The sequence below is a fragment of the Acetobacterium carbinolicum genome (assembly GCF_047456275.1).
Classification (GTDB): domain Bacteria; phylum Bacillota; class Clostridia; order Eubacteriales; family Eubacteriaceae; genus Acetobacterium; species Acetobacterium carbinolicum.
Genome location: NZ_CP173357.1, coordinates 264,408 through 288,346 on the forward strand (window position 1 = coordinate 264,408; position 23,939 = coordinate 288,346).

The 23,939-nt window shown below is 42.1% G+C and carries 18 protein-coding genes; all 18 read left to right on the top strand.

The features are described 5' to 3' along the window. Positions 1 to 269: 269 nt before the first annotated feature. The 18 genes from rfbD to ACIZ62_RS01365 all read left to right on the top strand — a co-directional run bounded on the left by rfbD (position 270) and on the right by ACIZ62_RS01365 (position 23,887). Positions 270 to 1,127, top strand: coding sequence for a dTDP-4-dehydrorhamnose reductase (rfbD, locus tag ACIZ62_RS01280; protein WP_111888340.1), 858 nt, complete (start codon positions 270 to 272; stop codon positions 1,125 to 1,127). A gap of 108 nt (positions 1,128 to 1,235) precedes the next feature. Next, positions 1,236 to 2,105 (top strand): glucose-1-phosphate thymidylyltransferase RfbA, encoded by an 870-nt coding sequence (gene rfbA / locus ACIZ62_RS01285; RefSeq protein WP_111888339.1) that lies wholly within the window; start codon positions 1,236 to 1,238, stop codon positions 2,103 to 2,105. Positions 2,106 to 2,113: 8 nt separating this feature from the next. After that, positions 2,114 to 2,680, top strand: coding sequence for a dTDP-4-dehydrorhamnose 3,5-epimerase (gene rfbC, locus ACIZ62_RS01290; RefSeq protein WP_111888338.1), 567 nt, complete (start codon positions 2,114 to 2,116; stop codon positions 2,678 to 2,680). 46 nt (positions 2,681 to 2,726) lie between these two features. Further along, the gene (gene rfbB, locus ACIZ62_RS01295) at positions 2,727 to 3,830 is read left to right on the top strand and encodes a dTDP-glucose 4,6-dehydratase (protein ID WP_111888337.1); all 1,104 of its coding nucleotides are present in this window, start codon (positions 2,727 to 2,729) and stop codon (positions 3,828 to 3,830) included. Between the two features lie 59 nt (positions 3,831 to 3,889). After that, on the top strand, positions 3,890 to 4,708 hold the full coding sequence (locus ACIZ62_RS01300; protein WP_414151107.1) for an ABC transporter permease: 819 nt from the start codon (positions 3,890 to 3,892) through the stop codon (positions 4,706 to 4,708). A 33-nt stretch (positions 4,709 to 4,741) separates the two neighbouring features. After that, positions 4,742 to 5,944: an ABC transporter ATP-binding protein gene (locus ACIZ62_RS01305; protein WP_111888336.1), complete on the top strand. Its 1,203-nt coding sequence runs from the start codon at positions 4,742 to 4,744 to the stop codon at positions 5,942 to 5,944. Between the two features lie 15 nt (positions 5,945 to 5,959). Then, positions 5,960 to 8,170 (top strand): glycosyltransferase family 2 protein, encoded by a 2,211-nt coding sequence (locus tag ACIZ62_RS01310; RefSeq protein ID WP_111888335.1) that lies wholly within the window; start codon positions 5,960 to 5,962, stop codon positions 8,168 to 8,170. Between the two features lie 116 nt (positions 8,171 to 8,286). Next, the gene (locus tag ACIZ62_RS01315) at positions 8,287 to 11,121 is read left to right on the top strand and encodes a GBS Bsp-like repeat-containing protein (protein ID WP_111888334.1); all 2,835 of its coding nucleotides are present in this window, start codon (positions 8,287 to 8,289) and stop codon (positions 11,119 to 11,121) included. 98 nt (positions 11,122 to 11,219) lie between these two features. Beyond that, entirely contained in the window at positions 11,220 to 13,190 is a 1,971-nt protein-coding gene (locus ACIZ62_RS01320) for a GBS Bsp-like repeat-containing protein (RefSeq protein ID WP_162624502.1), read from the top strand. Between the two features lie 131 nt (positions 13,191 to 13,321). Beyond that, positions 13,322 to 14,305 (top strand): glycosyltransferase family 2 protein, encoded by a 984-nt coding sequence (locus ACIZ62_RS01325; protein ID WP_111888332.1) that lies wholly within the window; start codon positions 13,322 to 13,324, stop codon positions 14,303 to 14,305. Between the two features lie 80 nt (positions 14,306 to 14,385). Continuing rightward, entirely contained in the window at positions 14,386 to 15,252 is an 867-nt protein-coding gene (locus ACIZ62_RS01330; protein ID WP_111888331.1) for a glycosyltransferase family 2 protein, read from the top strand. Positions 15,253 to 15,274: 22 nt separating this feature from the next. Next, positions 15,275 to 16,675: an undecaprenyl-phosphate glucose phosphotransferase gene (locus ACIZ62_RS01335; protein ID WP_111888330.1), complete on the top strand. Its 1,401-nt coding sequence runs from the start codon at positions 15,275 to 15,277 to the stop codon at positions 16,673 to 16,675. A gap of 16 nt (positions 16,676 to 16,691) precedes the next feature. Further along, positions 16,692 to 18,212, top strand: coding sequence for a DUF2142 domain-containing protein (locus ACIZ62_RS01340; protein ID WP_111888329.1), 1,521 nt, complete (start codon positions 16,692 to 16,694; stop codon positions 18,210 to 18,212). A gap of 85 nt (positions 18,213 to 18,297) precedes the next feature. Continuing rightward, on the top strand, positions 18,298 to 20,463 hold the full coding sequence (locus tag ACIZ62_RS01345; protein WP_111888328.1) for a hypothetical protein: 2,166 nt from the start codon (positions 18,298 to 18,300) through the stop codon (positions 20,461 to 20,463). Between the two features lie 11 nt (positions 20,464 to 20,474). Next, the gene (locus ACIZ62_RS01350) at positions 20,475 to 21,428 is read left to right on the top strand and encodes a glycosyltransferase family 2 protein (RefSeq protein WP_111888327.1); all 954 of its coding nucleotides are present in this window, start codon (positions 20,475 to 20,477) and stop codon (positions 21,426 to 21,428) included. 13 nt (positions 21,429 to 21,441) lie between these two features. Further along, a complete protein-coding gene (locus ACIZ62_RS01355) occupies positions 21,442 to 23,151 on the top strand; it encodes a hypothetical protein (RefSeq protein ID WP_414151108.1) in 1,710 nt (569 codons plus the stop codon). Positions 23,152 to 23,178: 27 nt separating this feature from the next. Then, the gene (locus tag ACIZ62_RS01360; RefSeq protein ID WP_111888325.1) at positions 23,179 to 23,544 is read left to right on the top strand and encodes a transporter; all 366 of its coding nucleotides are present in this window, start codon (positions 23,179 to 23,181) and stop codon (positions 23,542 to 23,544) included. Then, complete coding sequence (locus ACIZ62_RS01365) at positions 23,537 to 23,887, top strand: EamA family transporter (RefSeq protein WP_111888324.1); 351 nt, start codon at positions 23,537 to 23,539, stop codon at positions 23,885 to 23,887. The genes ACIZ62_RS01360 and ACIZ62_RS01365 overlap by 8 nt, the downstream gene beginning before the upstream one ends. Positions 23,888 to 23,939 lie beyond the last annotated feature (52 nt).

Below are 23,939 nucleotides of genomic sequence, written 5' to 3' on the forward strand. Positions count from 1 at the left end.
TTCGATTCACGAGCTAAAATCATATCACTCAATAATAACATAGATATGCTTAAAAAAACATTGAATTATCGGGTGGAATCAAATATTGCTTCAAAAAGATCGTTTTAGCGGATTTGGATAATCTTAAAAAGCTGAAAGAATCTAGAAAAAAATAGACTTTTCGAGGGATATAAAGTATAATGACAATGAATTTTTATGGGTTATAGCTTAAAAAATGCTAGGTATCAGAACAAATAAATACTTAAAAGAACGATGAAATAAGGTGAAATATGAAAGTATTATTAACAGGTTCCAATGGGCAACTGGGACGGGAATTAACCCGGCAGCTCAAGCAAAAAAAGATTGACCATGTTGGGTATGATATTCCTGAATTTGACATTACCGATAAAGAAAAAATGACGGTGATCATTGCTAAAGAGCAGCCGACGGTGATTGTCAATTGCGGGGCACTGACCAATGTCGACGGTTGTGAAACTCAGAAAGAGCTGGCCATGGCCATTAATGCCGCAGGCCCCAAAGCTTTGGCAGAAATCGCCCGGGATCAGGATATTGTTCTGGTACAGGTTTCCACCGATTATGTTTTTGACGGCGGTGGGATTTCATTAAACGGCGTACTGCGGCCCTATGTGGAGGCTGATCCAATCGATCCTAAAACAGTTTATGGTGAGAGCAAAGCGGCGGGAGAAAAAGCGGTTGTGGAAACAACGCCTAAATATTTTGTCATTCGGACCGCCTGGCTCTATGGTGATGGTAATAATTTTGTCAAGACCATGTTGGAGCTGGCGTCAAAGCACCCCAAACTGACCGTTGTCAATGACCAGGTCGGTTCACCCACCAGCACCGTCGATCTGGCAGCAGCGATTATTGATTTAATGCAGACTGATTATTACGGTACCTATCATGGCACCTGTGAAGGACAATGTAGCTGGTACGACTTTGCTGTGGAAATTTTCAGGTTGTCGGGAATCAAGGTTGCAGTAGAACCAGTAACCTCTGAGCAATTTGTCAGACCGGCGCCACGCCCTAAATACTCCGTGCTTGAAAACAAGGCTTTAAATGATTTGAACATGAATCATTTCAGACCCTGGCAGGTTTCCCTGGCAGAATATTTAAAAAATCTAAACTAATCGTTTTAAAATAGTAATATAAAAGGTAGTGCTAGTTTTGATGCGGTCCCATATCAAAGCTGGCAGTAGCTTGCAATGCGTAAATAATTTACAAGAGAAGAGGCAATGATGAAAGGTATTATTTTAGCCGGAGGTTCCGGCACACGACTTTATCCAATCACCCGGGCGGTGTCCAAACAGTTGCTGCCGATTTATGACAAACCGATGATTTATTATCCATTGGCAACTTTGATGTTGGCTGGGATTAAAGATATTTTAATTATTTCCACACCCCACGATCTACCCATGTTTGAACGGTTATTTGGTTCAGGGGAAGAATTGGGGTTAAATTTTTCCTACGAAGTGCAGGATGCCCCTAATGGTTTGGCTGAGGCTTTTATTATTGGGGAAAAATTTATTGGGGATGATAATGTTGCCCTTGTATTAGGTGATAACATTTTCTATGGCCACGGCTTTACGGACACCATCAGAAAAGCGGCGGAACTTCAAAGCGGGGCCGTGATCTTTGGCTACCCGGTAACTGATCCACAGCGCTATGGGGTAGTTGAGTTTGCGAACGACGGAAAAGTGCTTTCGATTGAAGAAAAACCCGAGAACCCAAAATCTAATTTTGCAGTGCCGGGCCTTTATTTTTATGATAACACGGTCGTTGAAATTGCTAAAAATATTAAACCTTCGGAAAGAGGGGAACTGGAAATTACCACGGTTAATGAAATCTATTTAAAACAGGGCAATTTAAAGGTGGAATTGTTTGGCCGAGGCATGGCCTGGCTTGATACTGGAACGCATGATAGCTTGATTGAAGCCTCCAATTTTGTGGAGACGATCCAGAAAAGACAGGGCCTTTATGTCGCCTGTATTGAAGAGATTGCTTATTTGCGCGATTTCATCGATCAAGATCAGCTTTTAAAATTGGCAGAACCGCTAAAGAAAACGGCTTACGGCCAGTATCTGATCCAATGTGCTAAGGGTAAGTAGGCGGTATTATGGCAAAGATAAAGGTAATAAAAACTAAAATTGACGGATTGGTGATCATTGAGCCGTCTGTTTTTGGCGATCATCGTGGATACTTTATGGAAACCTACAACGAGGAAGAATTTCACAAAGCGGGTTTAACGATGCGGTTTGTTCAGGACAATGAGTCCAAATCCTGCCAGGGCGTGTTGCGGGGACTTCATTTTCAGACTAAATTTTCCCAGGGAAAACTGGTTCGGGCTACAAGAGGCGAGGTTTATGATGTCGCCGTCGATCTGCGAAATGGATCACCGACCTATGGACAATGGGCGGGAGTGCTGTTAACAGAAGAAAACAAGACCATGTTTTATATTCCGGAAGGCTTTGCGCACGGATTTTTAGTCGTCTCAGAGGAAGCGGTGTTTAATTATAAATGCACCAATTTATATGCCCCTGAATACGATGGCGGGATTCGCTGGAATGACCCGGAAGTCGGAATTAAATGGCCCCTTGAAACCATCTCGGAAGTGCTGCTTTCTGAAAAAGACGGCCAGCTTCCATTTCTAAGTGAAATCAGTGATACCTTAAGATTTGAGTAGTAGCATCTAAATATAGAGAATTTGTAATAAAAGAAATGGAGTAATCATGAAAACAATATTAATCACCGGAGGGGCTGGATTTATCGGCTCAAACTTTGTAAAATATATGCTCAATTCGCACCCGGATTACAAGATAGTTAATGTGGATGTGCTAACCTACGCCGGAAATCTGGAAAATTTAGCAGATGTTGAAGGCAATCCCAATTACGTTTTTGCCAAAGGGGATATTGTCGATCGGCCTTTTATTGCGGATCTTTTTGATCAGTATGATTTTGATACGGTGGTGAACTTTGCCGCCGAATCGCACGTTGATCGGAGTATTGAAGATCCGGAAATTTTTATTAAGTCTAATGTGATGGGAACCCTGGTTCTCTTGGATGAGGCAAAATTTCACTGGCAAACCGGCAAAGATGACAATGGCTATCCGACCTATCGGGATGGCGTTCGCTACCATCAGGTATCTACCGATGAGGTGTATGGCGCTCTGGGAAAAACGGGCATGTTCACTGAAGTGACCCCGATCGCCCCGAACAGTCCTTACTCAGCCTCCAAGGCCAGTGCGGATTTACTGGTGCGTTCCTATGGACAAACCTTTAAACTGCCCGTTACCATCAGCCGCTGCTCTAATAATTACGGACCTTACCATTTTCCCGAAAAACTGATTCCGCTGATGATTTCCAATGTGGTAGCTTTAAAAAGTTTGCCGGTTTATGGTGATGGGATGCAGATCAGAGACTGGCTGCACGTCAAAGATCATTGCAGTGGCATTGATACCATCCTTGAAAAAGGGATGGCTGGTGAGGTTTATAACATTGGCGGAAACAACGAAAAAGCCAATATCGACATTGTCAATTTAATTATTGAGGATGTCGGTGAAATGCTGCGCTCCGGCAAATATGCCATTGATAATGACGGTTCAAAAATCAGTAAAGATCTGATTACCTATGTTGAGGATCGATTGGGCCATGATCGTCGCTATGCCATTGATAATTCAAAAATCACCACTGAGCTGGGTTGGGAACCGTCCTACACCTTTGAAGAGGGGATTGCGGAAACCATAAAATGGTATTTAAATAATCAGGAATGGTTAGAACAGGTAAAATCTGGTGACTATCAGCAGTATTATGAAAAGATGTACTCAAAAAAGTAGAATAGCTGCAAAAGAAAAAGCACAGTTTTTGTGCTTTTTCATTTAAGAATAAGAATGAGGTGTCTGTTTTGTACTTGTTTAAAGATTTAATGGATTATATTAGAGATTTGTATGCAAATCGGAAACTGATCCGGAAATTTTCGATCAACGATTTTAAGTCCCGATATGCGGGGTCTTTTTTAGGTATTATGTGGGCGTTTATTCAGCCAACGGTTAACATTGCGGTGTATTGGTTTGTGTTTGGTGTGGGATTAAAATCACCTCCTACCGGGGGGGTTCCTTTTATTTTATATCTCATCACCGGTATCATTGTCTGGTTTTTCTTTTCAGAGTGTTTTGTGAATGGAACGAATTGTTTTCGTGAATACAGCTATCTGGTTAAAAAGGTAACCTTCAATATCAAAATTCTGCCAACCGTTAAAATAATATCATCATTATATACGCATATTTTCTTTATTTGTTTTGCTATCGTGATGTTACTTATTTACGGTCATTCATTGACACCTCACTTTTTACAAATTGGGTATTATTTATTTTGTTTAATTGTTTTCTTAACTGGATTAACATGGATAACGGCTTCACTACAACCATTTTTCACTGATATTTTGCAATTTATTAATGTGGGGATGCAGGTCTTGTTCTGGGGAACGCCAATTGTAGTGCCTGTTGAAACATATCCTGAAAAGCTATTATGGATTATGAAATTAAACCCTTTATATTATATTGTCCAGGGATACCGGGAGAGCTTTTTTGGAACGGGCTGGTTCTGGGAGCATCCGGTCATGACCGCATATTTCTGGGGGTTTTCATTTGTACTGCTGCTAGTCGGAATTGCAGTGTATCGAAGGTTAAGACCGCATTTTGCTGATGTTTTATAGAGAAATGTTGATCACGGATCAGTGGAGGAAATTATGTCAGATGTGGCAATAAAAATAGAAGAAGTGACAAAGATTTACCAACTATATAAACGGCCGATGGATCGCTTAAAAGAGTCGATGAGCCTGATTAAGAAAAAAGAATACCATCAAAAGTTTTATGCCCTTAATAATATCAATCTCGAAATTAAAAAAGGTGAATCGATTGGAATTGTGGGTAAAAATGGATCAGGAAAGTCAACCCTGCTCAAAATTATTTCTGGCGTTTTGACCCAAAGTAAGGGCGAGGTTTATGTTGACGGGAAGGTATCGGCATTGTTGGAGCTGGGAACCGGGTTCAACCCAGAATACACCGGCATCGAGAATATCTATGCCAATGGTCTGATCATGGGCTATAGTAAGGAAGAAATGGATGAACGATTGGATGATATCGTCAATTTTGCCCAAATTGGCGAGTACATTTATCAGCCGGTTAAAACCTATTCCAGTGGAATGTTTGCCCGGCTGGCCTTTGCTACCGCCATTAATGTGGACCCGGAAATTTTAATTGTGGATGAGGTGCTGGCCGTCGGAGATGCAAAATTCCAGATTAAATGCATCAATAAAATGGAAGAGTTTAAAGCATCGGGAAAAACGGTGCTCTTTGTGTCTCATACCCTGGAACAAATCAAACGCTTTTGCACCAAAGGGGTCTGGATTGATCAGGGCGAAATGCGGATGTTTGATGACGTTACCCACGTCATTGATATGTATGAAAGCGAAATGCTAAAAGAAGCCATGGAACAGAAAGCCCTTGAAGAAGGGAACCCAATGGCTGAAAAAATGGAAATCGATGCCCATCTGGGGAAAATTACCGCCGTCAGTTGTAACACTGAAACCCTCACGACCTTTGATGATTTTAGTGTCGAGATTGAATACGAGCTGTATGATGATGTAAAAAGCGAACCGCTGGTGGGAGTGGCCTTTTATACCATTGACCGTCAGTATATCTTTGGTCCGAACACCCATTTGGATGAGGTTAAGATTCCCAAAACAAAGGGAATCCATCGGGTCCGTTATGTGGTGCCGCGGTTACCGCTTCTGGGCGGGAAATATGAGGTTGATATCGGGCTTTTTGCAAATAAAAGCATTGTTAATCTGGACTATGAAACAGCGGCCTTTGTGATTTCGGTTGTGGCCGATTATTTCACCGAAGGCCTGGTTCATATGGAACATCAATGGGAAATAATAAAGGATTAGAGAAAGGTTATTGGGATGGAGAAGAAATCAGTTATTGAACAGGAAGAAATAAAATATTTTATCGACAAAATAGTCAAAGATGAAGCGAGTCAATGTGCAACCGTTCAGGGATGGGCCTTTAATACAAAAACCAAAGAACCGGTCGAATTGTATTTACTGGGACGAGAAGCGACGGGCGTTCAATTCAAACGGGATTTCAGAATTGACGTCAACAATAAATATGCCCTGCCAGATGATGCCAAGATTGGCTTTATTATAGAGTTTGATGAAAAAACCTATGGCCAAAAACTAAAACTCAAATTAACGGATGAAAACAACATCCGCATTGTTCCGATTAATTTAAAAAAGAATTATGATTATCTAAAACAGCCCAATCTGTTTAATGCCAAACGACTAGTTGGTATTACAACCCGAACAGTGGGATACTTTAGTCGCAATGGACTAAAAAACACGATCCGCAAAATAAAGTTTGAACTAAAATATAAAAATCAGGAAAACTATGATTTCTGGATTGATGTCCATGAAGATTATGACCCCAAAAAGGCCATCGAAGAAATTAAAAAATTTTCCTATAAACCTAAGGTATCGATTGTTATGCCGGTATATAATGTAGAAGAAAAATGGCTCAGAGCCTGTGTTGATTCGGTTCGCAACCAATATTATCAAAACTGGGAATTATGTATCGCTGATGATTGCTCCAGTGATGCTCACATTAAACCCTTGCTGGAAGAATTTAAAATGCTCGATTCCCGCATCAAGGTGATTTACCGGGAAGAAAATGGCCATATTTCAGAAGCATCAAATTCAGCTCTGGCCATTGCCACGGGCGAATTTGTGGGGCTTTTGGATAATGATGATACCTTAGCCGAATTTGCCTTGTATGAGGTGGTTAAATTACTTAATGATCATCCGGAAGCGGATCTGATTTATAGTGATGAAGACAAGCTAAGTGAAGATAATAAACGAAGCCAGCCATTTTTTAAAACCGACTGGGCACCGGATATCTTACTGGCGACGAATTACATCTGCCACTTTGGGGTTTACCGCAAAACCATTATCGACGAAATTGGCGGCTTCAGAAAAGGCTATGAAGGGGCCCAGGATTATGATCTGGTGCTGCGATTCACCGAGAAAACCGATAAGATATTCCATATCCAGAAGATCTTATATCACTGGCGGATGATTAGTAATTCTACAGCAGTCAATCCGGAATCAAAAGGATATGCCTTCGAAGCGGGACTTAAGTCGCTAGAAGATGCTCTGGAAAGACGGGGGATCAAAGGGACGGTTACTCACGGGGCGTTTCCCGGGGTTTATACAATCGCGTATGAAATTGTAAATAATGGTTTAGTGTCGGTGATTATTCCAACCCGGGATAATGCCGCGGATTTAAAAGCCTGTATTGAGTCGATTTATGAAAAAACAATCTATCAAAATTTTGAAATCGTCGTTGCCGATAATGGCAGCGAAAAAGAAGAAACGTTTAAATTATTTGAATACTTTACCAAGAAATACAAAGATCAGTTTAAGGTGGTACGGATTGATATCCCCTTCAACTTTTCGCAAATCAATAACTTGGCCGTTAAGGAGTCAAAGGGTGAGTACTTACTGTTTCTAAATAATGATATCACCGTGATCACTAAAGGCTGGATGAAACGGATGGTCAGCCTGGCGCAGCAGGAACATGTTGGTGCAGTCGGTGCAAAACTTTATTATCCCGATAATACCATCCAGCATGCCGGTGTTTTACTGGGGATGGGCGGCGTCGCCGGACATGGCCATGTGGGCTATCCCCGGGGCGATTATGGCTATTTTGGTAAACTGGTCACCACCAATAACTACACCTCGGTGACGGCGGCCTGTATGATGGTAAAACGGGAAGATTTTGACCGGGTTAATGGTTTTGAAGAAAAATTGACGGTAGCCTTTAATGATGTTGATCTGTGCCTTAAACTTTATGAACTGGGCAAATTTAATGTCTGGCTTCATAATGTCGAGCTCTACCACTACGAGTCAAAATCCCGGGGGGCCGAGGACACTTATACGAAATACAAACGCTTCAACAGTGAGATTAAATATATGAAAGATCACTGGTTAAAGTATATCAAGAATGACCCCTATTATAATCGAAATTTAACACGCGTTGATGGCAACTACGCAATCAGTGTTGATATCGTTGGTTATGTAAGGGGAAAAACCAAAGAAGATGAAGAGAATGAGATTTAACTTAAGCGTTCATAAGATGTAACGAATAAATTGACGATGTAAAATAGTTGTGATATTATCGTGACATCTATAAGGTTAATGACAGCAGGCAATAATTTTAAGAAAGGAGGAGAATAATGGAGTCAATTAAAAAAAGAAGAAAGCAAGTAGCGCTAGTGGGGGTAGGCATCCTCATCTTGTTTACTTTCTTTTCATATTTTAGCCTGACTGTTAATGCGGCAAGCACTACCATCATCATTAACCCTGGGCATTTAGATGGGGTTGATTCTGGGGCGGTGAACGGAAATACCGGGATTCGCGAGGTTGATCTGAATAATGCGTTGGCAATCAAGATTGTTTCAACCCTTAGAGCGAGCGGCTATAACGCCATGTTGAGCCATCCGGTTCCCGGGAATCCCGGGTTACCGACCTTGTTTTCAAGTGCTCCGGCTTATTCATCGTTTTCGACAACCATCTGCAATAAAGCAAATGAAATTAATGCGGATTTGCTAATTAGTATTCATCATAACTCGGGGGGAGCAACGGCCAGCGGTTATGAATTTTATTGGAGCAGTTATCACCCAACAGTTGATAACAATGGGATTTATCAAAAGGCGGGATTATGGGGCGATGGTTCGCTGGCAGATCTGGATGCAACGCCACCTGCGATTGCGATAATGTCAAAAGAGCTGGCCAATAATCTCAATACAAATTTCAAGGCGAGTCTGACTCATGTTTCCAGTCGAAATCAGATTATTGAACGGGATGACGCAATTACCCGCAAAACAAGCATGCCTTCAGTATTGATTGAAGCGGGCTTTATATCCAACAATGCCGAATCATTGAAGTTAGCTGATGGAGCCAACCAACAAAAGATGGCTGACCAGGTTCTAATCAGTGTTAGCGAACTTTTTGCAGCCTCAACAACACCGATGACAGCCACCGGTTTTACGGCCACTGTTAGCGGCGATAAAATCACAGCAACGGTTAAAGGTGTCTCAGCACCCAATGGTTTGCAGGTTATTTATATTCCAACCTGGAGTGATGAGGGTGGACAGGACGATTTAAAATGGTACACCGCGACCAAACAAAGCGATGGCAGCTACAGCGCAACTATCGATGTTAAAGATCATGGTTACGAAAGCGGCAATTACCAATTGCATTGTTATGGCGTGGATTCATATGGTAAGTACACCTTACTCGGAAACACAAATGCCAATGTTACAGCATCAGTTCAGGAAAAAATGACGGCAACCAGTGTAACCGGCACCGTCTCTGGTAATACCATAACAGCAACAGTAAAAGGGATAATAGCACCCAATGGCATCACCTCAATGTCGATCCCCGTCTGGAGCGAGACCGGCGGACAGGACGATCTCAAGTGGTACAATGCGACCAAGCAAAGTGATGACAGTTACAAGGTTGTCATCGACATTAAAGATCATAATTACGATGGTGGCAACTATAATATTCACGCCTATGGAACGGACAGCTATAAGAAGATGACCTTCCTGGGCAGCACAACGGCAACTGTTAAAGTTGATACAATGAAAGCGACCAGTTTAGTCGGAACGGTATCGGGCAGTAAAATCACCACAACGGTTAAAGGGATCACGGCGCCAAATGGAATTTCAGATATGACAATCCCAATCTGGAGTGAAAATGGCGGTCAGGATGACATCAAATGGTATACCGCTACTAAACAAAGCGATGGCAGTTATAAGGTGACCGTTGACATCAAGGATCATAACTTCGATGGTGGGATCTATAACATCCACGCTTATGGTAAAGATACCAATGGCAAGATGACATTTATCGGTGCAACGACGGTAAATGTGACCGTTGAGCCGATGACAGCAACAAGTGTGACCGCAAGTGCGTCCGGCAACAAAATCACAACGACCATTAAAGGAATCAAGGCACCTAGTGGGATTAAGTCAATTACGGTCCCGATCTGGAGTGATGTCGGTGGACAGGATGATATCAAATGGTACACCGCGACCAAACAAAGTGATGGTAGCTACAGTGTGACCATCGATATTAAAGATCATAACTATTCAGGCGGAGCCTATAGTATTCATGTTTATGGAATCGACAATAATGAGAAGATGACCTTTTTAGGCAATACCGCAGCAAGTGTGGCGACAACTCCGATGTCGGCATCAACAGTTGCAGCGACAGTAACGGAAAATATTATTACGGCAACGGTTAGCGGCATCACTGCTCCTAATGGAATCACGAGTATACAGATTCCAACCTGGAGTGATGTTGGTGGCCAGGATGATATCAAATGGTACACCGCCACGAAACAAAGTGATGGTAGTTATCAGGCGATGATTGATGCTAAAAATCATAAGGGCGATAGTGGAACCTACTCACTTCATGCCTATGGGGTTGAAGCGGATGGTCGTTCGGTATTTCTGGGCAACACCTCAGTGAGTGTCCGCTATGTGGAAACCCCGATTATGGGGGCAACCACCGTGAGCGCGGCGCAACTGGTGGCCTATTATAAGAGTACCGGAAGTGTTTACCCGCAGCATTACAATGATCTGGGCGTTAATCTGGAAAAATTTGTGGCGCTTTACATTCAGGAATGCAATGCTGAAGGCGTTCGCGCCGAGGTTGCCTTCGCCCAGGCGATGCTAGAAACTGGTAATCTGCAATTTGGTGGTGACGTTAAAGTGACCCAATTCAATTTTGCCGGGCTGGGCGCGACTGGTGGAGGCGTACCGGGATTTGATTTTGCAGCGGCTTATGGCAGCAACAGTACTGGGCTTCAAACCGGAATCCGCGGTCATGTCCAGCACTTAAAATGCTATGCCAGCAGTGCGGCGTTAAATCAAACCAATGTTGATCCACGATGGAACAATTCCCTTCGTTTAAAAGCCCTTTCAGTTGAAGAACTGGCAGGAACCTGGGCAGCTGATCTGACCTATGCCGGTAAGGTTAAAACGATTATGAAAAAGTTTTAATGATGAAGAAGTTTAATTTGAATGCGTTTTAATTCTGAAACAGAGCCAAAACAGTTTGGCTCTGTTTTTTAAAATTATAAGAAATGAGGATGCCGGAAGTGAAGAGAAAAATAAGGTCATTGGCTGTTATTGGACTGATTAGTTTACTTTTTTGGCCAGGACAAATTTTGGCTGAGGAATCACCAGAACCTGTTAATCAAGTGACGATGGCACCAGAACTATCTGACACCGAACAGGAGTTGTTAAAAGAAGACACGGAAGCAGAAGAAGTACCTGAAAACCGGTCGGATTCAGAGCCTCTGGATGCGGATTCATCCGCAATCGATGAAAAAACAACAGTTGCGGAGCCCGAAGATATTTTGACAACGGCCCTTGATTTTAGCAATATAAGCGTCACTGTTTCGCAAGTCTCAGAAAGCAAGACCGGCTTTACCATCAGCACGCTTGGATATGCGGGAAAAACGGGGATCGGTAAGGTTATGTTTCCGATTTGGACAGAGCGAAATGGTCAGGATGATATCCGTTGGTATCAGGGAATAAAAAATAATCAGGGTGAATATAGCGTGACGGTGGATAGTAAAGACCACGGATTTGAAACCGGCGAGTATCATATCCACACCTATATCTATGGACTGACCGGGGATGTGATTAAAACCTATGTGAATACCCAAAGTCTGGAAACGCCAAAACCCTCAATCACAGTCGGGGAAGTCTCAAACAATGCCTATAAGGTCCAAATAACGGATGTGCGTAATCCTCAGGGCGTTACCGGGTTGAGCTTTCCGACCTGGAGTGAGGTGAATGGACACGATGACATCCGTTGGGAAACGGCGACCTATGTGGGCAATGACACCTGGGAAGCGACCATTTCGATCCCGAATTACAAGCAGAGTTATGATACCTTTATCACCCATGCCTATGTGAAAAATAAAGATGGGCAACAAAAATACAGCGGATCTGTGGAGCAGGTGATAACCAATCCGTTTTTAGCCGAACCTTTAGAAATTAAAGTTGCACAGGATAAGAATATTTCAAAATTTGCGATTATGACTAAAAATTGCAAAGGCAAAAGTGGTGTAAAAAGTGTCTCCTTTGCCGTGTGGTCAAATCGAAATGGGCAGGATGAACTAAAATGGTATGAGGGTGAATTGGGTTCTGATGGTGAGTTTTATACTTATGTTGATATAGAAAGCCATGGGTTTGAAACGGGCGTCTTTGTTGTTCACGCCTACCTAAAGGGAACAAGGGGAGAGAGCATAGCGTTTAGTAATTCCGAATTTAGCATGCCGGTTTTAAACCCGACCATCGAATACGATAATGCGGTACTAAACAATACGTTTAAAGTACGGATTAAAAATGTCGGAAATGAAAACGGCATCTCGAGCATTCTATTTCCGACCTGGAGCCGTTCAAATGGACAGGATGATGTACGCTGGGAACAGGCAACCTACATTGGCAATCATACCTGGGAAGCGAGCATTAATTTGCGAAACTATAATATTATTGTCGATGCGTTTATATCGCATGCCTACCTGGCCGATAAAAATGGCAAACTCGTCTTTCTGAAAGAATCGAGCAAGAAGATTCTACAGAATACGGCCACGATTTATGGTTTTTATCATTATCCCGTCGATAAAAATTATAAACCAAACGCTGCTGACCCAACCGACTGGTTTGGGCCAAGATGGGGGGATATCCACGAAGGCATTGATGTTCCGGCACCTTATTATGCACCCTGTTATGCGGTCGGAGATGGCGTGGTTGAAAAAGCCGGCTATTTTATGGGATACGGACGCTATGTCAGAATCCGCACGACCGATCGTTATGGTGAAAGTGTTTCCTTCTTTTATGGACATTTACAGGAGATCCATGTGGGCGTAGGCCAATCGGTAAGCAAGGGTCAGAAAATTGGATCGGTTGGCGGGTCGGGATATATTGCTAAGGATAAATACGCCGACAATGCCTATGGACCGCACCTTCATTTTGGGGCCATTGCCAATGCGGATGACGCCTGCGTCGATCCGGAAATATGGATTGATTTCCATAATCCCTACAGCAACGCAAATTAATAAATTACTAAAATTAATGAATGACTAAGAAAAGCGACTGGGAGAAGGTTCCTGGTCGCTTTTTGTTTAGTAAAAGAACATCCTGTGTTATAATAAGGCGGACGATTGATGGCAACAAAAAGGATGGTTTTATGAAGTGTGACGTTTCAGTTATTATACCGAATTACAATGGCGAAAAATTTATTGCAAATTGTCTGGATAGTATGATGGTTCAAAGTTTTTATGAGTTCGGCCAGTTGGAAATCATCGTGGTTGATGATTGTTCCACCGATGCCAGTGTCGAGATGATAAAAACCTATAAAAACGTAACCCTCCTGGAAAATCCGGTCAATTCAGGTTTTGATCGATCTGTTAATCAGGGGATTTTGGCCAGCCATGGCAAATACTGCCTGCTTTTGAATAATGATGTGGTGGTTGACCCGGATTTTGTACGGTATTTATATTTGCATATTGATGATGATCCGGCGATATTTTCAGTGAGTTCAAAAATGGTTCGTTATTATGAACGCGACAAACTCGATGATACGGGTGATTTTTATAATATTCTGGGCTGGGGTTATAAACGGGGGGATGGGCAGACGGTCGATTCTTATCATAAAGTAACCCCCATTTTCAGTGCCTGTGCCGGTGCTGGGATTTACCGCCGCTCAGTTTTTTCTGAGATCGGTCTTTTCGATGAGGTTTTTTTTGCCTATATGGAAGATGTGGATATCGGCTACAGAGGTCTGATCAATGGCTATAAAAATCGTTACGAACCCAAAGCCATCTGTTATCATATTGGCAGTGCCACCACCGCTGAAGGGCAAAAATATAGTCCCTTCAAGGTGCAAATCTCGGCCCGCAATAATGTTTATGTGGCCTATAAGAATATGCCACTTGTGCAATTGCTGCTAAATAGTCCGTTTTTAGTGCTGGGTTTCTTTTTTAAGTACATCCTTTTTATAAAAAGGGGTTTTGGCAAAGACTATGCGGCTGGGATTAAGGCGGGCCTGAAAAACTATAAAAAAGTAAAGAAAGTACCCTTTCAAGTCAGGAATCTTAAGAATTACTTTTTTATTGAAGCTCAGTTGATCTTAAATGCTTTTCGAATGCTTGAAAATAAGCGGATGAAGTGAGCAAGTCTTCCCTATTTGTAAAAAATATGGTAAAATATAATGTCCTTTGAAAGACACAAAAGGCTTAAGAAAGGCGCGGAATGGATTTATCAATTATCATTGTTAATTATAAAACAGAAGAGTTGACATCAAATTGTATTGATTCAATTATAAAAAGTAACACCAAAGGATTGAGCTATGAAATCATCCTGGTCGATAACGCCTCAGAAGATGGTAGCGTTGAAGCGATAAAAATGCGGTTTCCGGAAGTGGAAGTTATAGAAAACCATGAAAATTTGGGCTTTTCTAAGGCAAATAACATCGGTATGGAAGTCTCAAAGGGCGAGTTTCTTCTTTTGCTTAATTCCGATACCATTGTTGAGCTGAACACCTTAAAAGGGGCGATAGCATTCATCAGCGATCATAAACATATTGGGGCACTGGGGTGTAAGATACTACTGCCCTCGGGTAAATTGGACCCGGCCTGCAAACGGAGTTTTCCCACGCCCCTGAATGGGCTTTATCACAGCCTTAATCTCGACATGGCGTTTCCCGAGAGCACGCGTTTTGGGGCCTATAACCTGACCTATGTGGATGAAAATAAAACCTGCTCGATCGATTGCATCATGGGGGCTTTTATGCTGGTTCCAAGGGCTGTCATCGATGTAGTTGGGATGCTGGATGAAGATTTTTTTATGTATGGGGAAGACATCGACTGGTGTTATCGGATTAAGCAGGCCGGGTATCAAATTATCTATTATCCGGAAGTCCGGATTTTTCATCATAAAAAGGCCAGCGGGATTGGCAAACGAAACCCCAAGGTAATTGCGGCCTTTTACGACTCGATGATAATTTTTTACAATAAACATTATCAGCATAAATATAATGGTCTTACCCGCTGGGCAGTGACAAGTGGCACGACAATTCTAAAAAAAATGGCATTGGCTAAAAATAAGCGAAGAAAATAAAGGTAAGCAAGGGGGCGATAAGATGATTAAAAGCAATCAGCGTTTTTTTAACTTTATTCTGGTATTGTTGGATATGTGTGTTATAACGGCTTCCCTTTTATTTGCCTGGTATATTCGGTTTGTCTCGCCATTTTTTGATGATGGGGTGCGAACCATGAACCTAAGGTCTTACATTGAGTTGTTGGGCATTATTATTCCCCTTTATTTAATCCTCTTTGTTTTTTTTGGTCTCTATCAACCCTATCGTAAACAGCGCTTTTTTAAAGAGTGCCGAGAAATAATATTTGCTAATAGTATTGGCATCGCAATTTTAATGTCCGCTTTATTTACGATGAAGAGCATTCATTTTTCACGAATCATGCTGGGTGTTTTCTTTCTGACCGCCACAATACTAATGATTCTGGAGCGGGGATCGATAAGGAAAATTTTAAGAATGGCCAGAGAACGGGGCTTTAACATTAAGTACATTATCATTGTTGGCGCTGGCAGCATTGGCCAGACCTTTGCCGCAAAAGTTGTGGGCGACCGGCAGTTGGGTTATAAGGTCACCGGATATGTGGATGATTACTATCATAAAAGTGATAAAGATGGAATCCCCATTCTGGGGACCAGCAAAGAGATGAATAAAATCCTCGAAGAGTATCAGGTCGATGAGGTCATTATTGCGTTGCCAAACACCAGTTATAAACGGATTGATGAGGTGATCGATATCTGTGAATACCAGGGCATAAAAACCCAGATTATCCCGGATTACTTTCATTTGATTCAGGGAACCAAGGCATATTTTGACGAACTGGATGGCATCCCGCTAATCAACACCCGCTATATCCCCTTGGACCAGCCCTTAAATAAATGGCTCAAACGGCTGATTGATATCACTCTTTCGATTCTGATTCTGGTACTGATTTCACCGCTTTTGCTGATTACAGCGATCCTGGTGAAACTCACATCACCGGGGCCGATTATCTATAAACAGATCCGGGTGGGGATGGGACGAAAAGAATTCTGGATCTATAAATTTCGCTCGATGCGCGGTGACGCCTCCATTAAATCCGGCGACGTGGGATGGACCACTGCCGATGATCCCCGCAAAACAAAATTTGGGGCGTTTATTAGAAAAACCAGTATCGATGAGTTACCGCAGTTTATCAATGTTTTAAAAGGCGATATGAGTATTGTCGGACCGCGGCCAGAGCGGCCCCATTACGTTACTCAATTCCAGCACGAGATTCCCAAATACATGATTAAGCATCATGTTAGGCCAGGAATCACCGGCTGGGCTCAGGTCCAGGGATGGCGGGGCGATACCTCGATCCATAAACGAATTGAGTGTGATATTGAATATATTGAAAAATGGACCCTGTGGTTCGATGTTAAAGTCTTTTTTATGACCTTTAAAGCGGTGTTTGAGAGTGGGTATTAATGAAGGTGATTAAAAAATGAATCGACGAATCGGCCAGATCAGAGAAAAGATTGATTTATTTGCTTTATTAAAGGCTGGACGCATGCAAATCAGAGCGCGTTGGGCCTATGCAGTGTTGGGCGGAATAGTTTTTTTTGGATCACTCTTTATATTTGATGGGTGGAATGAACAGGCGCTGATAATTTCGTCCGTGGCTGCGGTGATAACGATGCTTCTGATTGTATTTATGGGCAAGGCCTTATACCGCAATGCGTTTTTGATCATTGTGTGTTTTGGGATGCTTTTTTGTCTGGTTACACCAATTCTGGATACCCCTGATGAAACGGCTCATCTGGCCCGAGCCATGTATTTGGCTCGGGGAAAGTTTTTTGTCAGTCAGGAAGACTCACAATTACTAATCAGCGAAGACTACAAGCGGATCTATAGCCAATCCCAAAAGACCCTGTTTAAGAATGATCTAAATGTTTCTGACAGTGGTATTTTGATGATTGAAAGTAACGGATTAAAAGCAACCAATGCATACGCCTTTGTCTCCTATCTGCCCCAGGCGTTGGGAATTGGCTTCGGACGATTAATCAATTTAAGTGTGCTATGGTCTTATTATCTGGGCAGAATCACGAATCTACTGTTCTATGCATTTATGATTGCGCTGGCAATTAAGATAACGCCCCTGTTCAAGCAGCTCTTTTTTATCGCGGGAACCATTCCGATGGGAATTTACATTGCCGCCTCATATAATCAGGATGCCTTTGGCATCGGGATCATATTTGTAACCCTGGCCTTTTATTTCAGATTATTAAGTAAACAAGACCATCAGATCAAAGTCCTTGAAATAGTTGGTTACACCGGTTTATGCATGCTGATTACAGTGACGAAATTTCCCTTTGTTTTGCTGGTATTGTTGCCGGCATTTATTCCCTTGCGAAAGTTTGACAAAGCCGCCTATCAATGTGTTTTTCTGGGAATCATCCTGGCAGCAGGTTTTTCGCTGGCCTGGATGAAGTTTTATACAGCGATTCCCCATCCCTTTGTTCCCGAAGGAGTGAACATGATCAAACAGATCCAGTTTCTGATCGGGGATCCCATCGTAAATATGCAAATGATGGGACAAAATCTTTTAGAGGGACTCATCAATTACCTGATGCTATTTAATTTTGGCTGGCTGTCGTATGGGTCTAATGGACTGGGGTTGCTGTACCTGTTTTTTTATGGCTCGGTCGCAGTTTTTTATCCACGTGAATTAAGGCAAAGCCCCGCAACGCGAATCGGTGCCTTGCTGGTTGCGGCAGGAATTTATGTGGCGATAACATTGTCGATGTATTTAACCTGGACGCCAGTTGGCTCAAGTGTCGTCAATGGCGTGCAGGGGCGTTACTTCATCGGTTTTCTGCCGCTGATTCCGCTGATGCTAAATATTGGCCCATCGTTTAAACAGTTGGAACCATTGCAGATCAAGCAATACGGTAATATTGTGACCCTGGTACCGGTCTATTTCTTAATTATGTCGTTCACATTGACATTAAAACAGTATTATTAAGAGTGCAAAACAAGTGAAAAATTCGAAGGATGCGAGAACGATGCAGGCCGTTAGGCGGTGATCGATGTGTTAGGGTGGTTAATTAATGATAGAGTTTTATAATCGTTACAAAAAAATAGCCTGGAGTGTTTTAATCATTATCGGTGCACCACTGCTGGTGGAGAGTTACTTCTTAATCATTGAAGCCGTCATTTCGCCAAATGATTTGTTTAAGTCAGACTTTTATCATAGTTTTTTCGTGTTGATACGATTAAAACGTCTAATCATTCTTTTTTTATTGGCGGTATTGGGAACCGGTCTGTTTAATCGTTTTGGCAAAGAAACAATTTTTCGGTATCTCTATCAGTATCGGTATCGATTGGGAGCGCTGTTTTTGTTTGGCTGTGTGCTATTTGAAATACATGGCTCCTCGGTTTATTATTGGGAGAATTACTTTCAGGGATCAAAGCACTTTGAAACATTAATTGGCATCAGTAGAAGCATCCGCAGCGATGAATGGGCGGTTAATACGCCAATGATGATTTCCCAGTATTTTAATGGGGCAGCGCCTTTTCCGTATTTTAGCGAGACGATCCGGGGCGCATTGACGGATGTCTTTATTATTTATGGACAACCGGTTTTGAATATCGTTGAAATATTCAGACCTTTTCACTGGGGATATCTACTCCTTTCACCAGCCAAGGGCCTTTCTTTTTTTTGGATCGGGCGGATTCTGGGACTGTTTTTCGTATCATTTGAATTGGCAATGATGCTTGGCAAAGAAAACAAACGTCTAGCAGTGATCTATGGACTACTTGTGACTTGGGCGCCAATTGTGCAGTGGTGGTTTGCGGTTAATGGCCTGGTAGAAATGCTTATTTTGGGGCAATTGGCAATGATAATGGTGGATCGCTATTTTAAAACCCGGCGCTACGGCCTGCGGTTTCTATATGCTCTGATATTTTTAATCTGTGCCGGTGGATATGTGTTGACCTTTTATCCGGCCTGGCAGATTCCATTGGCCTACGTATTTCTGGCTTTATTAATTGGGATCGTCTATGAGAATCGAGAAAACATTGCGCTTAATTGGAAAGATCTGGCAATTATAGCGGGTTTGACTCTAGCTTTTGTTTGTGCAATGGGTTATATTTTAGTTATGTCCTATGATACAATTCTCTTAGTTATGGATACCGTATACCCCGGAGCGCGCTTTGAAACCGGTGGCGGACAATTATACCGTTATTTTCTTTACCCGGGAAATTTGTTTTTTGTAACGTCCCGGGAGTTGTCTTTTGCCAATACCTGCGAATTGGCCACCTTTTTCGATTTTTTCCCCGCCGGCATTATCCTGGCGCTGTGGGTGCTGGTGATTGAAAAGAAGCGGGATCCTTATCTGATTCTTTTTTCGATTAGCTTTTTTATTCTGAGTGCATTTTGTCTGGTTTCCTGGCCGCATTGGTTGGCTTCTATCAGTCTGTTAAGCCATGCTCAGCCGTCACGGGTTTTTCTGGCGATTGGGTTTTTAAATTTATTACTGTTGATACGCGCGTTAACCCTGATAGAAACAGCGTTTCCAAAATGGGTTAAAGGAGGCGTGGCAATTGTTACAGCACTCGTTATATCTGTGGGATCAATGATTGCATACCAAGGCTATCTGGATGTCAAAATGTTTGTTCTGGTTTTGCTTATCCTCACATTTGTATTTTATCTGATTCTCAGCTGGCGAAAAATAAAAATGCAGGAAATCATGTTGGGGATAACCATCCTGATTGTTTTTGTCTCCGGGATGTTTATAAATCCTATTGTTAATGGATTAGATGTCATTCTCGATCAACCACTGATCGAAATGATTAAAGAAACAGCCGAGATCTCAGACGCCTTATGGATTGTTGATTCGGAAGCGGGAGCGGGATATCCTTTAAACAATCTCCCGATTATGGCCGGGGCAGCGACGATTAATTCAACAAATGTATACCCTAATTTAGACCGCTGGCGGCTTTTAGATCCAGATCGGTCAGAAGAAGAAGTTTATAACCGCTACGCCCACATTACGATTAATTTATCAAATCGTGATGAAGAAACGCGTTTTATCCTGGATTCAGCTGATTTGATAACCATTCGACTAAATACCAGGGATTTAGAAAAACTGGAAGTGGGTTATGTTCTTTCACAAAGGGATCTGAGTGGTTTTTCAAATGAAGACGTAAGCTTTATTCCGCTGAAAAACGCCAATGGGTTTACAATCTATCAACTAAAATATGCAATAAATTAAGAGGTGAAAAAATGGAAGAGACTAAAAAAACAGCAATACTCATTCCCTGTTATAACGAATCGAAAACGATCGAAAATGTGATCAGGGATTATCAGGCAGTGATGCCTCATGCAAAGATTTACGTTTATGATAACAATTCTTCAGATGGCACCGATGAGATCGCCAGAAAAGCCGGAGCAACAGTGCGGTATGAGTATCGTCAGGGCAAAGGAAATGTGGTTCGATCGATGTTTCGGGAGATCGATGCAGACTGTTATATTATGACCGACGGTGACGACACCTATCCGGCTGAATTTGCATTGGAGCTGGAAAAGCAAATATACAGTAAGCAAGCGGATATGGCCATTGGTGATCGGCTTTCATCGACGTATTTTACTGAAAATAAGCGGCCTTTTCATAATATTGGTAATGTCCTGGTGCGAAAACTGATTAATATTTTGTTTAAAGCCAGTGTAAAAGACATTATGACGGGGTCCCGGGGGTTTACAAAAGAATTTGTTAAGTCCTTCCCGGTGACTTCTAAAGGATTTGAAATTGAAACCGAGATGACCATCTTTGCATTGGATAATAATTTTAAGATTGTCGAAGTGCCAATTGAGTATCGGGATCGCCCAGAAGGCAGTGAATCCAAGCTTAACACCTATTCCGATGGCTACAAGGTGCTAAAAACAATCGGAACCCTTTTTAGAGACACGAAGCCCTATGCGTTTTTCTCAATCATTTCGTTATTTTTACTGGTGGTTGGCGGAGCATTCTTTGTACCGATACTACTTAATTATTTAGAAACTGGCACAGTGGCCAGATACCCGACTCTGATTGTCATTACCTCACTGGGAATTATTGCCATTATCAGTTATTTTTGTGGGGTAATTCTGGAAGTGCTCAAAAAGCAACACCGTCATAATTTTGAAAGAAACTTGAATCTGCTCAACGAACTATGGCAGAAGAATGACGATAAATCATAGAAATGAGGAGAAAATGGCTGAATTATTATCGAAATCGAAGTTAGAGCGGGGGATTCGCTTTATCCAGAAACATCGTTTGATTTTTTTTATAGCAGCAATCATCATCTTAAAACATGTGTTACTGACTGGTTTGCCAATCTTTGCCCATCCCGGTGCCGATCACGATGATGGCATGATGGTAAAAATGGCGGAAACCCTTTTAAATGGGCAATGGCTAGGCGAGTATCATGAATTGACCCTGGTAAAAGGGGTGTTCTTTCCGTTATTTCTGGCGGTCAATGCATTGTTTGGAATTCCTTACAGTATTGCGATTCCTGGTTTTTACACGCTTGCCTGTGTGATTTTTATTGTTGGTACTAAAAAACTGTTTAAAAACGAATGGCCGCTTTATTTTATCTTTGCGGTCTTAATGCTAAACCCGATTTCTTTTGCCAATGAGACCTTTACCCGGGTGTATCGGAACAGTCTCATTGCTGGTCAGGTTTTGATTATCAGCGGCAGTCTGATCGCGGTTTACCTCAATCGTTTTGAGAAAAATGGTAAGCTGACCTTCTGGGCGGTATTGAGTGGTTTTGGGGTAGCATCGCTGTGGCATTCCCGGGAAGATGGTATCTGGATTATCCCCCTGGTGCTGACAGTCATTTTGATTTGCTGGGCGACGTTTTATTTTAGTAAGGAACTCCGCTTAAAGGATAAGCTGACTAAAGGTGCGATTGTCGGTCTGCCAGTTATGATGCTGATTTTATCAACCGTTTTAATCGCGTCAATTAATTATGCCTATTATGGGATCTATACCACCAACGAATTAAACGACAGCGATTATACCAAGACCATTAAGCTGATCTATTCGGTGGAAGCGACAGAAGCGGTTCATAATGTTTCAGTACCGCGCAGCTCGATGGAAAAAATTTATGATGCGGTGCCATCTCTTAATGGGATCAGTGATGAAATTGATGCAAGTATGGACCGCTGGTCCTGGTATGATCAGGATGTCGCCGTTAGAGAAGTTGAAGACGGTTGGTTTTTCTGGAGTATTCGCGAAGCAGTGGCTAATAGTGGCTATTATCGTGATGCGCAAACAGCGAATAACTTTTACAAGCAGGTCAATAAAGAGTTGGAAGAGGCGTTTGAAACCGGTCAATTAGAGCGAAGAAAAACGATGCCCTCAGCCCTTATGTCGCCCTGGCGAGATGAGTATTGGGAGGAATTACCGAAGGCTTTTCTGGTTACCCTTCATTATGTAGCGGGTTATGAGAAACTTGAAACAAGTGTGCTGGAGAGCATTGATGACGGCCGAAATGGACTGCGCCTGTTTGAACGGGTGACCAATAATTTAGCCCAGTATCCGGGCGAAGCGACAAAATGGAACGATCAGCTACGGATTGATAGCCTGAATGTTATCCAGAGTTTTTATCAGCTTGTGGGAGTGCTTGTCTTTCTGCTGGCGGGACTTGCCTATGCGATGATAACATTTTTGTTATTTAACAAGAAATGGCGGGATCAATATAATCTGCTCGATTTCTGGTTGGTTCTGACGGGCCTGTTATTGAGTGCCTTTGTGCTCATGGTTGGGGTTGCCTATACAGAAATTTCGGCCTATGTGGCGATTTCCTACTGGTATCTGGCAGGTGCCTACCCACTGATTGCGGCTTTTAATGTTATTTCGCTATACAAAATTTCAGAGCTGCGATTAGAAACAAAAAAAGAAAAGAGCCAACATTGAGTGTGGTTTTTAAAGTGGAGTTAATCAATGAATGATAAAAAAAATCGTGGCGAAACGATTAAATTAAGAAATTATTTTTTCCTGCATGCAAGTCTGTTGCTTTATTCAATCGGATCGGTTTTCTCAAAGCTGGCCAGCCAGGAAGATTTTCTTTCACTTGGGTTTATTTTCTTTTATGGCTTGTTTTTGATGGTCCTTTTTGTCTATGCACTGCTCTGGCAACAGATCTTAAAGCGATTTCCTTTAACAGTTGCTTTTGCCAACAAGGCGATTACGATTTTGTGGGGGATTGTATGGGGTTATCTCATTTTTGGAGAACCGCTGCGCTTAGGAATGCTGTTAGGATCAATAATCATTGTTTCAGGAATCTATTTGGTGGTGAGTGATGAGTAATAACCCGTGGATGTATTATGTGTTGTATCTGTTTTCGGTGTTGGTGGCCTCTTTATCTCAGGTAATCCTGAAAAAAAGTGCCATGATTCATTATGAAACCCGGATTAGAGAATATTTAAATCCCTATGTTATTGGGGCATATTTTTTCTTTTTTGGATCGGCCTTATTAACCACCTTTGCGTATCGTGGGGTACCGTTAACATTAGGACCGGTTCTAGAGTCTACCGGTTATATCTATGTCGGGATCTTGGGGATGCTCATTTTAAAAGAGAAGTTAAGCCGACGGAAAATTATTGGTAATATCCTGATTGTTGGTGGAATCCTAATTTATGCATTTGTTTAAGATAAGAACTTTTTGCGATAAGTACAACGTTTAGAGGGTATGGTAACAGTCT